We start from the raw sequence: 11,305 nt of genomic DNA on the forward strand, positions 1-11,305 counted from the left end.
GTGTCCGCCTCGCGCCAGACCCGCAGGACGTCCTGGTAGTCGACCTGCCGCCGGGCGGGCAGTGCTGTTCGAGCGTCCGCAGCACCTGGACCCACGGCCACAGCGGCGGCAACCCTTCGGCGTCGTGGCAGCGCCCCCAGAGCACCAGTTGCCCCAGCCGGGCTGAGCAGTGCTCGCCGAACTCCTCCAGGAGGAACGTCTTGCCGATCCCCGCCTCGCCGCTCACCGCCGCCAGCCGCAGGCCGGTGCGGGCGGCCCGCTCGGGCAGCGCCATCAGCTCGGCGAGCCGGTCGTCCAGGCGAGCCGGTCGGGGCTGGACCGGCACGACCAGGGTGGCCGGGGCGGCCGGCTCCAGGGAGTCGGCCTGGCGGAGGATGTCCTGTTCGAGGGAGCGCAGCTCGGGGCCGGGGTCGAGGCCGAGCTGGTCGGCCAGCTGCCGGGCCGCGCGGCGCAGTACGGCCAGCGCCTCCGCCTGCCGCCCGGTGCGGTACAGGGACAGGGCGAGCAGGCACCACAGCCGCTCGCGCAGCGGGTTCTCGGCCGTCTCCGCCTCCAGGTCCGTGATCACGGCCTGCGGGCGGCCCAGGTCGAGCAGCGCCCGGGCGCGCCGCTCGAGCGCGACCAGCCGCAGCTCGCGCAGCCGGCTCACCTCGGTGAGGGCCCAGGTCTCGTCCCCGAACTCCCCGTACGGCATGCCCCGCCACAGCCCGAACGCGGCGTCCAGGCAGGTCAGCGCCTCCCCCGGCGACTGGAACTCCGACCGGTCGACCAGCTCCTCGAACCGCGACGCGTCCACGTCATCGGCGGCCAGCAGGTAGCCGGGAGGCCGGCCGATCAGCACCTTGGGCTTGGCCCACGGGCCGCGGTCCGGCTCGATCGCCCGGCGCAGGTTCGACACGTACGAGTGCAGCGACGACAGCGCGCTGGGCGGCGGCGTGTCCCCGTACATGTCATGGATCAGGGTGTCGGTGGAGACCACGGCCCCGCGTGCGATGAGGAGCCGGGCCAGCACCGCGCGCGGGCGGGCCCCGCCCAGGCCGACGGGCTCCCCGCCGTCGGCACGGACCTCGAGAGGTCCCAGAACTCGAAATTCCACAGCACGTCCGGTTCGCTCAGGCGGATCTGGAGAAGTCAGGCCGATCTGGAGAAGTCAGGCGGATCTGGAGAAGAGGGTGGCCGCGGGCCGCAGGGCCATCAGCAGGCCGAGCGCGGCGTACCCGATGACCAGGTGGGTGCCGCCGACCCAGCGGGCCAGCTGCTCGCCGACCAGCAGGTAGCAGGGGACGGTCACGACCGCCCAGCTCTCCGCGATGAGCGGCCACCAGCGCAGCACCCCGCGCCACCGCGCCGTGAAGGCGAGCTTGACGCTGATCGCGGCCATGCCCAGCATCGACAGCGGCCAGCAGATGTCGAGGAAGGCCAGCCAGGTCTCGTCCTTGACGCCGTCCGGCAGGACGCCGTGCAGCAGCGACCAGACGCTGGCGAGGCCGAGCACCGCGGCCTCGAGCTTGAGCGCCACCGCGGCGCCCCGCGAGGCGCCGATCGCCCGCGTCCTCATCTGCACCCAGAGCAGGCAGAAGATGCCGAGCTGGAACGCCAGCCCGGTCAGGTCGATGATCCGCTCGCCCACGCCGACGCCTTGCGTGCCGTGGATGTAGATGGCCGTCGCCCAGGTCAGCGAGCCGGCCATCAGCCCGATCCCGGCGCGGCGGACGGCGCTCTCGCTCACCGCCGGCGCGGCGCCGGTGTAGGGGGTGGAGTTGAGCACTTGGGTGTCCGTACGGGCCCGGGCGGGCTCGTTGCGGATGTGGGCGTCCATGGGGTTCCTTCCGGTTTGTTGCGATGCCCCCAACGATGTCCGCCCGCTGTCCCGGGCCGGCAGAGCCGCCCGTCCCTGATCCGGTCCCGAGGCGCCCCGCCGTGTCCCGGGACAGGCTGTCCCGGGACAACGGGACACATATCCGGCGACAATGCTCAGGTGACAAAAGCCAGCCGCCTGTCCGCGGTCCCGGCGGCGCTCGCGGTCGTGCTCACGGTCGGCACGGTGCTGCTGGACGTCCGCAATTCCGGGATCTCGTTGCCGCCCGGCGCGGGCCTCGAAGCCGTGAGCTGGCCGGCCGCGGTGTCGGGCCTGGCCCAGGCGGTGCCCGGCGCGCTGCTGCTGCGGCGGCTGCCCCGGCACCCCGTCGCCTGGGTGCTGACCCTGTCGGGCGTGCACTGGGCGCTGAACGGCTTCTCCGGCGCCTGGTCGGTGTACGCGATCTACACCTCGCCCGGGGGCTTCGCGGCCGCGCCGGCCTACTGGTTCTACGCCCGGTTCGGCGCGGCGCTGCTGGTCGGGCTGCCGCTGCTGATCCTGCTCTTCCCCGACGGGCGGCTGCCCGCCGCCAAGGGCTGGCGGCGGCTGTCGATCGCCGGCCTGGGGCTGGCCGGCTACCTGCCGCTGGTGTGGATATTCGTGCCGGCGTCCGCGATGATGCGGTTCGAGAACGTCCCGCTGCCCCCGGAGATCCTGCGGCTCGGCCTCGACGCCGTCAGCCTGGAGCTGCCCTACGAGACGTGGGCGGTCCTGCTCGGCCTCGCCCGGGCAGGGGCGGCGGTGAGCCTGATCATCCCCTGCGCGGTCATGGTGCACCGCTACCGGCGGGCGGACGCGGAGCGGCGCGCCCAGATCCGCTGGCTGACCTGGGCCGCGCTGGCCGACATGTTCGTGCTCCTGGTGCCCCTGGAGCAGCTGTCGTCGGTGCTCTTGTGCGTCGGGATCGCGCTCACCTCCGCGGCGGTGCTGATCGCGGTGACCGAATACCGCCTGTACGACATCGACCGGCTGCTGCCGGCGACCTTCCTGTACGGGATGCTCGCGGTCCTGGTGGTGGCGATCGACGTGGCCGTGTTCACCGTCGCGGGCAGCGTGCTGGGCGAGCGCGACTCCGCGCTGGCCGCGATCGCGATCGTCTCGGTGGCCTACGCGCCGCTGCGGACGTGGTTGTGGCGGGCGGCGCGGCGGCTGGTGCGCGGGGCGCGCGACGACCCGTACGCGATGGTCTCGACGCTCGCCGAGCGGCTCGAGGTCACCACCGAGCCCGACGCGCAGCTCGCCGCGCTGGCCCACACGGTGTCGGAGGCGTTCCGGCTGCCGTACGTACGGGTGGAGATCGAGCGGCCGGGCGGCGTGCGCACCGTGGTCGAGCACGGCGCCCCGGACGGGCCGCAGCTGTCGCTGCCGGTCGCCTACCGCGACGAGGCCGTGGGCCGGCTGGTCCTGTGCCGGGCCGACCTGACCGAGCGCGACCAGCGGCTGCTCGGCGACCTCGTCCGGCAGGCCGCCCAGGCGGCGCGGGCCAGCGAGCTCAGCGCCGACCTGCAGCGCATCCGCGCCAGGCTCGTGACCGCGCGCGAGGAGGAGCGCCGCCGGATCCGGCGCGACCTGCACGACGGCCTCGGCCCCAGCCTGGGCGCCGTCGCGCTGCGCATCGAGACCGCCCGCAACCTGGCCGCCGCCGCGCCCGCCGAGTCCGACCGCATCCTGGAGCAGACCGCGGCCGAGGTCTCCGTCGTGCTGGCCGACGTCCGCCGCCTGGTGCACGACCTGCGCCCGCCGGCGCTCGACGAGCTCGGCGTGCTCCGGGCCGTGGAGCAGCAGGCCGACCGGGTCCGCTCCGGCGGCCTGCAGATCGCCGTGACCGGCGACGACGCGCTCGGCTCGCTGCCCGCCGCGGTGGAGGTGGCCGCGTACCGGATCGTGTCGGAGGCGCTGGCCAACGTGGTGCGGCACGCCGCGGCGACGCAGTGCGAGATCATGCTCGGTGTGCGCGGGCGAACCCTGGAGATCACGGTACGCGACGACGGCCGCGGCATCGGCCACGACGTCGAGGCCGGGGTCGGTATGTTGTCCCTGCGCGAGCGGGCGGCCGAGCTCGGCGGGGAGTGCCAGGTCACCTGCCCGCCCGGCGGCGGGACGCTCGTCCGCGCGCGACTTCCCCTCGAACAGACCACGGAGGTGGCCGGTGTCCGATGAGACGATCCGCGTGCTGCTCGCCGACGACCATCCGGTCTACCGCGACGGGCTGGCGGCGCTGCTGGCCTCCCTGCCCGGCATCGACGTCGTGGGCACCGCCGCGGACGGCCGGGAGGCCGTCGCGCTGGCCGCCGACCTGCAGCCGGACATCGTGGTCATGGACGTCAGCATGCCGGAGCTGGACGGCATCGAGGCCACCCGCCGGGTCGTCGCCGACAGCCCGCACATCGGGGTGGTCATGCTGACCATGTCGGAGCAGGACGCCACCCTGTTCGCGGCGATGCGCGCCGGGGCCCGCGGCTACCTGCTCAAAGGCGCGAACCAGGCCGAGATCGTCCGCGCCATCCAGGCCGTCGCCCACGGCGAGGCCATCTTCGGGCCGTCGATCGCCCGGCGGGTGACCGAGTTCTTCACCGTACCGCCCACCGAGGATTCGGCGTTCCCGCAGCTCACGCCGCGCGAGCTGGAGATCCTCACGCTGATCGCGGCCGGCCGGTCGAATCCGCAGATCGCCTCGGAGCTGTTCCTGTCGCCCAAGACCGTGCGCAACAACGTGTCCAACATCTTCGCCAAGCTGCACGTGGCCGACCGCACCGAGGCCATCATCCGCGCCCGCGACGCGGGCCTCGCCCGCTGAGCCCCTTCGAGAAGAGGGGGTTGTCAGGGGTTGCGTTCTCTACGTGGACGACTCCAGGTGCTGCTGGATGACGGCCATGACGTCCTGGGGCGAGGCCGCGCGGCTGAAGGTGGCGACGACGATCTGGTCACCCTTGTCCTGCGGCTGCTCCAGGTGGCGGAAGGTGGCGATCACGTACCGGAGCGCGTGGTCGAGGGGGCCTGAGGGGTCGTACGTGCCGCCCGCGCGCAGCCATCCCCGCAGCACCTGGTTGTGCGCGGCCACCACGGAGGCGGCCATGAGCTCGGCGCGCAGGCCGGCGTCGGGGGAGTCGCCCAGCCACTCGCCGACGAACTCCCGGAACAGCCGCTGGTAGCGGGCCACGCTGGCGATCTCCCTGTCGCGTAGCGCCGGCACCCGGCGGACCAGGCGATATCGGCGCAGCGACACCTCCGCGTCGTCCACGTAGTGGGCGAGCACGATGCGCACCGCGTCGGTGATGGCGACGATCGCGGTGTCCGCGGTCGAGGCCCGCAGCCGCGCGGCGATCCTGTCCAGCAGGGTGTCGTGGTCGGGGAAGATCGCGTCTTCCTTGGAGCGGTAGTAGCGGAAGAACGTGCTGCGGCTCACGCCTGCTCGCGCGGCGATGTCGTCGACGGTGGTCTCGTCGTAGCCGCGCTCGTCGAACAGCGCCACGGCGGCTTCGGCGAGGCGCTGGCTGATGGGCGGTTTCGACATGTGGTCATTCTCTCGAAAGTTAGGGGTATCCAAGCTATCGAAACTGAGTATCGTCAATATGAAACTCAGTCTTATTGGCGGTGGTGAATGTCAGCGCAGGGCACAGCGGGTAGCCTGGCCCGCCTCAAGGAGCGGTTGGACGAGGCAGTTCACGTGGGCGAGGCCCGGGCGGCGGCCAAGCAGCACGCGAAGGGCAGGCTGACCGCCAGGGAGCGGATCGAGCGGCTGCTGGACGCGGGCTCTTTCGTCGAGCTGGACGCGCTGGCCCGCGGCGGGCTCGTGTACGGCGACGGCGTGGTGACCGGTTACGGGACGGTCGACGGCCGCCAGGTGTGCGTCTTCTCGCAGGATTTCACGGTGTCCGGCGGCAGCCTGGGGGAGGTGTACGGGCAGAAGATCTGCAAGGTCATGGACCTGGCCATGAAGAACGGCGTGCCGATCATCGGCATCAACGAGGGCGCCGGGGCGCGCATCCAGGAGGGTGTGGTCTCGCTCGGCCTCTACGGAGAGATCTTCCGCCGCAACATCCGGGCCTCCGGCGTGATCCCGCAGATCTCCCTGATCATGGGCGCGTGCGCGGGTGGCCACGTCTACTCGCCGGCTCTCACGGATTTCACGATCATGGTGGATGAGTCGTCGCACATGTTCGTGACGGGCCCGGACGTCATCAAGACCGTCACCGGTGAGGACGTCACCTTCGAGGAGCTGGGCGGCGGCCGGGTGCACAACAGCCGCAGCGGCATCGCCCACTACCTGGCCCATGACGAGGACGACGCGCTCGACTACGCCCGGGCGCTGCTGTCGTACCTGCCGCAGAACAACCTGGACGACCCGCCGCACCCCGAGTTCGAGGCCGATCTGGAGCTCGGCGCCGACGACCTGGCGCTGGACGAGCTGGTGCCGGACTCGCCGAACCAGCCGTACGACATGCACGAGGTCATCGCGGCCCTGCTGGACGACGGCGAGTTCCTGGAGGTGCAGCCGCTGTTCGCGCCGAACATCGTGGTCGGGTTCGGGCGCGTGGAGGGCCGGTCGGTGGGCGTGGTGGCCAACCAGCCGATGCGGCTGGCGGGCACGCTCGACATCGACGCCTCCGAGAAGGCCGCCCGGTTCGTCCGCACGTGTGACGCGTTCAGTATCCCGGTGCTCACGCTCGTGGACGTGCCCGGCTTCCTGCCCGGCACCGAGCAGGAGTGGAACGGCATCATCCGGCGCGGCGCCAAGCTCCTGTACGCCTACGGCGAGGCCACGGTCCCGCTGGTCACGGTGATCACCCGCAAGGCGTACGGCGGGGCGTACGACGTGATGGGCTCCAAGCACCTGGGCGCGGACGTGAACCTGGCCTGGTCCACCGCGCAGATCGCGGTGATGGGCGCCCAGGGCGCGGTCAACATCCTGCACCGCAAGCGGCTGGCCGCCGCCGACGACCCCGACGCGCTGCGGGCCGAGCTGGTGCGCGAGTACGAGGACACCCTCGCCACCCCCTACCTGGCGGCCGAGCGCGGCTACGTGGACGCGGTGATCGCGCCGAGCGAGACCCGGCGCGAGGTCACCCGCGCGCTGCGGCTGCTGCGCGGCAAGCGCGACGCCCTGCCGCCCAAGAAGCACGGGAACATCCCGCTATGAACGTGACCGTGCACGTCAACAAGGGCGACCCCTCGCCGGAAGAGCTGGCCGCGCTGGTCGTGGCGCTGCGCGCTCTCGCAGATGACGACGTTCCCGAGCCGCCCGTCGGTGGCTCGTCTGTGCGCCGCCGTGTGCTGCGCCGCCCGTTGGTGACCGGCCCCCGCGGATGGCGGGAGTCGAGCTGGAGTCTTGGAGGATCCCTGTGAGCACGACCTTGCGCAAGGTGCTCGTCGCCAACCGCGGCGAGATCGCCGTCCGGATCGTCCGGGCCTGCCGCGACGCGGGGATCGCCTGCGTGGCGGTCTACGCCGACCAGGACCGCGACGCGCTCTTCGTCCGGATGGCCGACGAGGCGTACGCGCTGGGCGGCGCCACGCCGGGGGAGACGTACCTGTCGATCGAGAAGATCATCGAGGTGGCCGCGCGGTCGGGCGCCGACGCGGTGCATCCCGGATACGGCTTCCTGGCCGAGAACTCCGGCTTCGCCGAGGCGGTCATCGACGCCGGGCTGGTGTGGATCGGGCCGCCGCCCGCGGCGGTCACCGCGCTCGGCGACAAGGTGCAGGCCCGGCACATCGCCCAGAAGGTCGGCGCGCCCCTGGTGGCCGGGACACCGGACCCCGTCGCCGGGGTGGAGGAGGTGCTGGCGTTCGCGGCGGAGCACGGTCTGCCCATCGCGATCAAGGCCGCGTTCGGCGGCGGCGGGCGGGGGCTGAAGGTGGCGCGCACCGCCGAGGAGATCCCCGACCTGTACGACAGCGCCGTGCGCGAGGCCGTGACCGCGTTCGGGCGGGGCGAGTGCTTCGTGGAGCGCTACCTGGACCGGCCCCGCCACGTGGAGACCCAGTGCCTGGCCGACGCGTACGGCAACGTGGTCGTGGTCTCCACCCGCGACTGCTCGCTGCAGCGCCGCCACCAGAAGCTCGTCGAGGAGGCGCCCGCCCCGTTCCTCACCGGCGAGCAGGAGGCCCTGCTGCGCGACAGCTCCAAGGCGATCCTGCGCGAGGCCGGCTATGTCGGCGCCGGGACGTGTGAGTTCCTCGTCGGCCAGGACGGCACGATCTCCTTCCTGGAGGTCAACACCCGCCTTCAGGTGGAGCACCCGGTCACCGAGGAGGTCACCGGCATCGACCTGGTACGCGAGATGTTCCGGATCGCGGCGGGGGAGGAGCTCGGCTACGACGATCCCGAGCCGCGCGGCCACTCGATCGAGTTCCGGATCAACGCCGAGGACGCCGGACGCAACTTCCTGCCCGCCCCCGGCACCATCACCGGCTGGCGCGCCCCCTCCGGACCGGGCGTGCGGCTCGACGCCGGGTACGAGCAGGGCGAGACCGTGCCGGGCGCCTTCGACTCGCTGATCGCCAAGCTGGTCGTCACCGGGGCCACCCGCGAGCAGGCCCTCCAGCGGGCCGGCCGGGCGCTGGCGGAGTTCGGGATCGACGGCATGCCGACCGTGCTGCCGTTCCACCGGGCCGTCGTGGCGGAGGAGGCGTTCACCGCAGAGCCCTTCACCGTGCACACCCGCTGGATCGAGACCGAGTTCGACAACCTGATCGCCCCCTACGACGGCGTGCCCGGCGAGGCCCCGGAGCAGGGTGAGCGCGAGCGGATCACCGTCGAGGTGGCGGGCAGGCGCCTGGAGGTCGTCCTCCCCGCCGGCACCGCGAAGCCGCGCGCGGCCGCCAAGGCCGCTCCCCGGCGCGAGAAGAGAGGCGCGGCCAAGGCCGCCGCCGGTGGGAACGCCCTGGTCAGCCCGATGCAGGGCACCATCGTCAAGGTGATGGCCACCGACGGCGACGACGTGACCGCAGGGGCCACCATCGTGGTGCTGGAGGCCATGAAGATGGAGCAGCCGCTCACCGCCCACAAGGCCGGGACCATCGTCGGGATGACCGCCCAGGTAGGTGCCACGGTGGCGGCCGGGACCGTGATCTGCGAGATCAAGGACCCGGCCTGACGCCGAGGCGGACCCGGCCGGTCAGCGCTTGAGGCGCAGGACGGGGTGAGTCAGCGGAGGCGCAGGCCGCGCAGGAAGCCCCACAGCCCGCCGGACCGGGACGAGTCCGGCCCGGCCTGGGCCTCGCCCGCCGCGGACGGCTGAGCCGCGGGCGCGTCGGCGCCGTCGGCGGCGCGCTCGCCCGCCGGTACGTAGCCCTCGGCCAGCTCGAACTGGACCGGCAGGGACCGCAGGGCGCGCATGAAGGGGGAGGGGCGCCAGGGCAGCTGGTCGGCCGGGAGCGCGAGCTTGATCTTGGTGAGCCGGCTGAACAGCCGGCGTACGGCGATCGTCGTCATCTGGGTCGCCAGCCGGTGCCCCAGGCAGCTGTGCGGCCCCGCGCCCCACGCCAGGTGCGCGCGGGTGCTGCGGATGGCCTCGTGGTCGAGCGCCCCGGCGAAGCGCGGATCGGCGTGGGCGCCCGCGACGGAGAGCATCACCGGGTCGCCGGCGGCGATCGTGTAGTGGCCCATCTTCACGTCGGTCTTGGGGAAGCGGAAGGTCAGGTTGGCCATCGGCGGGTTGAGCAGCGCGACCCGGTTGACCGTCTCGTCGATCGCGCCCACCGACAGGCTCGCCCGTACGTCCCGGTTGGAGACGACCTCGACGACGACGTTGCAGACGAGGCTGGCGGTGAAGTCGAGCAGGCCGGGAAGCATGAGCAGCTCGCGGGCCAGCTCGTCCAGCGTGAGGTCCGGAGCGGCCGCGATCATGTAGGAGGGCAGGTCCTCGCCGGGCCGCTCCCGCTTGGTGGCCGCGAGCTCCGTCATGGCGGCGTACAGCCGCTCGAACGCCGCGGCCGCGTCGGGCCCGGCGTCGATCATCCGCCAGATGTCCATCACGACCTCTTCGCCGCGTGCCGCGGAGAAGCCGAGCATGCGGTTGGCGACCATGAGCGGGAGCGGCCGGGCGTACTGGGCGGCCAGGTCGGCCCACCCCGTGGAGCCGCCCTCGGCCAGCACGCCGATGAGGTCGTCGGCGTACTGCACGACGGCCTGTTCGAGCAGCTGGGCCTGCGGCTGGGTGTGGTCCTGGAACGGCGCCAGCGCCTGCGTCCACGCGTTGCGGAACCGGCGCTGGGCGGCGCCCTCGGCGAAGGCCGAGTTGTTGATCTGGAAGACGGGCAGCAGCGGCCAGTCCGCGGGGATCCGGCCCTCGACGTTCATCCGCCATCTGTCCACGCTCTTGGTCCAGATGCCGCCCGAGTTCTGCAGGACGCGGAGCACCTCCTCATAGCCGAGGACGAACCAGACCGGCACGCCGAGGACGTCGACCGGGGCGACCGGGCCGTACCTCTTGCGCAGGCGTTCGTGGACGAAGGCGGGATCCGCGTCGTAGTCCCTGGTCAGCAGCGGTTCTACGGACATCGACAGCAAGGGTTCTGCGGGCTGCTGGGCCCATGGGCCGTGGGTCACGGGGATGAACTACCTCTCTGGGAGCTTTGGGCCGGTTCGCTCAAGAGATCTGAAAGCATCACGCAAAGCGCCCGTCATGGCAAGAGGAAAGTATACGGCGTGTCTTGAATCATGGACGCTGCGTGGTCTCGGCGGCCTTTCAAGTGATCTGCTATCAAATGTCATGCATCGACGATCACAATTCTCAGGTGAGCCCTGAACCCCAGCAAATAGGCCCATACGCCATCATCCGCCCCTTGGGCCAGGGTGGTATGGGTGTCGTCTACCTGGCCCGGGACCAGGGATCCCGGCTCGTCGCGCTGAAGAGACTGCGCGAGGGACCGGCCGGCGACGCGGGCTTCCGCCGCCGGTTCACCAGGGAGGTCGAGGCGGCGCGCAGCGTGGCCCGCTTCTGCACCGCGCCGGTGCTGGACGCGGGCATCGACGGCGAGAGCGCGTACATCGTCACCGAGTACGTGGACGGCCCCGACCTGGCCACCGCCATCAGGAAACGCGGTCCGATGGCCGGGGCCGACCTGGAGGCCCTGTCCGTCGGCGTGGCGACCGCGCTCACCGCCATCCACCAGGCCGGGGTCGTGCACCGCGACCTGAAGCCACAGAACATCCTGCTCAGCCCCGTCGGCCCGCGGGTGATCGACTTCGGCATCGCGCAGCTCGTGGAGCCGGACGCGAGCCGGTCCACCGGGATCGTGGGGACTCCGGCGTACATGTCGCCGGAGCAGGCCACCGAAGGCCTGATCACGGCCGCGAGCGACGTGTTCGCCTGGGGCGGCGTCGTGGCGTACGCGGCGACCGGCCGGCCGCCGTTCGGGTCGGGCGGCGCGCCCGAGGTGCTGTTCAGGGTGGTGCACTACGCGCCCGAGCTGACGCATCGGAACAGCGTCGTCGAGGGT

10 protein-coding genes are annotated in these 11,305 nt (G+C 72.3%); 6 read left to right on the forward strand and 4 right to left on the reverse strand.

Going from position 1 to position 11,305, the window contains the following annotated elements; translation table 11 throughout:
* The coding region (locus ACWDX9_RS52585; protein WP_449969461.1) for a BTAD domain-containing putative transcriptional regulator at window positions 1-1,096 on the reverse strand (1,096 nt) is incomplete at its 3' end.
* Between the two features lie 54 nt (window positions 1,097-1,150).
* The gene (locus ACWDX9_RS52590) at window positions 1,151-1,819 is read right to left on the reverse strand and encodes a hypothetical protein (protein ID WP_449969463.1); all 669 of its coding nucleotides are present in this window, start codon (window positions 1,817-1,819) and stop codon (window positions 1,151-1,153) included.
* Window positions 1,820-1,978: 159 nt separating this feature from the next.
* Here ACWDX9_RS52590 and ACWDX9_RS52595 point away from each other — a divergent pair, with 159 nt between their 5' ends.
* Complete coding sequence (locus tag ACWDX9_RS52595; protein WP_449969466.1) at window positions 1,979-4,018, forward strand: sensor histidine kinase; 2,040 nt, start codon at window positions 1,979-1,981, stop codon at window positions 4,016-4,018.
* Window positions 4,008-4,655, forward strand: coding sequence for a response regulator (locus ACWDX9_RS52600; protein ID WP_449895812.1), 648 nt, complete (start codon window positions 4,008-4,010; stop codon window positions 4,653-4,655). The genes ACWDX9_RS52595 and ACWDX9_RS52600 overlap by 11 nt, the downstream gene beginning before the upstream one ends.
* Window positions 4,656-4,694: 39 nt before the next feature.
* Here ACWDX9_RS52600 and ACWDX9_RS52605 read toward each other — a convergent pair whose 3' ends face one another.
* A complete protein-coding gene (locus ACWDX9_RS52605; protein ID WP_449969469.1) occupies window positions 4,695-5,372 on the reverse strand; it encodes a TetR family transcriptional regulator in 678 nt (225 codons plus the stop codon).
* An 87-nt stretch (window positions 5,373-5,459) separates the two neighbouring features.
* Here ACWDX9_RS52605 and ACWDX9_RS52610 point away from each other — a divergent pair, with 87 nt between their 5' ends.
* The 3 genes from ACWDX9_RS52610 to ACWDX9_RS52620 are packed head-to-tail and all read left to right on the forward strand — an operon-like array spanning window position 5,460 to window position 8,958.
* The gene (locus ACWDX9_RS52610) at window positions 5,460-6,998 is read left to right on the forward strand and encodes an acyl-CoA carboxylase subunit beta (RefSeq protein WP_449969472.1); all 1,539 of its coding nucleotides are present in this window, start codon (window positions 5,460-5,462) and stop codon (window positions 6,996-6,998) included.
* A complete protein-coding gene (locus tag ACWDX9_RS52615) occupies window positions 6,995-7,204 on the forward strand; it encodes an acyl-CoA carboxylase subunit epsilon (RefSeq protein ID WP_449969475.1) in 210 nt (69 codons plus the stop codon). The genes ACWDX9_RS52610 and ACWDX9_RS52615 overlap by 4 nt, the downstream gene beginning before the upstream one ends.
* An 8-nt stretch (window positions 7,205-7,212) precedes the next feature.
* Window positions 7,213-8,958: an acetyl/propionyl/methylcrotonyl-CoA carboxylase subunit alpha gene (locus ACWDX9_RS52620; protein WP_449969481.1), complete on the forward strand. Its 1,746-nt coding sequence runs from the start codon at window positions 7,213-7,215 to the stop codon at window positions 8,956-8,958.
* Window positions 8,959-9,008: 50 nt separating this feature from the next.
* Here the strand turns inward: ACWDX9_RS52620 and ACWDX9_RS52625 are convergent, their stop codons facing one another.
* Entirely contained in the window at window positions 9,009-10,364 is a 1,356-nt protein-coding gene (locus ACWDX9_RS52625) for a cytochrome P450 (protein ID WP_449969477.1), read from the reverse strand.
* Window positions 10,365-10,570: 206 nt separating this feature from the next.
* On the opposite strand from ACWDX9_RS52625, the gene ACWDX9_RS52630 reads away from it, so the two are divergent.
* Window positions 10,571-11,305: serine/threonine-protein kinase (locus ACWDX9_RS52630; protein WP_449969479.1), on the forward strand; the 735-nt coding region annotated here is incomplete at its 3' end.

The sequence above is a fragment of the Nonomuraea sp. NPDC003201 genome, from assembly GCF_053590415.1.

Bases quoted from the DNA above. Each gene is read 5' to 3' on its own strand.
- ACWDX9_RS52590 (WP_449969463.1), bottom strand. From the start codon at position 1,819: ATGGACGCCCACATCCGCAACGAGCCCGCCCGGGCCCGTACGGACACC.
- ACWDX9_RS52605 (WP_449969469.1), bottom strand. From the start codon at position 5,372: ATGTCGAAACCGCCCATCAGCCAGCGCCTCGCCGAAGCCGCCGTGGCG.
- ACWDX9_RS52610 (WP_449969472.1), top strand. From the start codon at position 5,460: ATGTCAGCGCAGGGCACAGCGGGTAGCCTGGCCCGCCTCAAGGAGCGG.
- ACWDX9_RS52615 (WP_449969475.1), top strand. From the start codon at position 6,995: ATGAACGTGACCGTGCACGTCAACAAGGGCGACCCCTCGCCGGAAGAG.
- ACWDX9_RS52625 (WP_449969477.1), bottom strand. From the start codon at position 10,364: ATGTCCGTAGAACCGCTGCTGACCAGGGACTACGACGCGGATCCCGCC.